The following is a 244-nucleotide window of genomic DNA, read 5'->3' on the forward strand; positions in this document are numbered from 1 at the left end:
GTTAAATACAGGCTTCAGATGCTTGTTTTAAGTAAAAGCTCTAAATAGCGTTGGGCAGTGCTTATGCTTTTTTAGTGCCACTTACACGGGTCCAATCACCTTCAATAGCAATGTCGTCCAGCTCAATAAAGGGGGCATAAACATCGGCAACCGATTGCGCTTGCTCGGTTAAAATTCCCGACATAGCTATTTTGCCACCGGGTTTTAATAACCCTAAAATAACACTATGTAGTTCACGTAACGG

General features: G+C 42.2%; 1 protein-coding gene. It reads right to left on the reverse strand.

What is annotated here, in order from left to right; translation table 11 throughout:
- Positions 1-61: 61 nt before the first annotated feature.
- Positions 62-244, reverse strand: a 183-nt coding sequence (locus AAEY62_RS24195; protein ID WP_350637011.1) for a 50S ribosomal protein L11 methyltransferase, incomplete at its 5' end; no start/stop codon positions are given.

The sequence above is a fragment of the Pseudoalteromonas sp. GW168-MNA-CIBAN-0100 genome, from assembly GCF_040309225.1.
GTDB lineage: Bacteria > Pseudomonadota > Gammaproteobacteria > Enterobacterales > Alteromonadaceae > Pseudoalteromonas > Pseudoalteromonas arctica.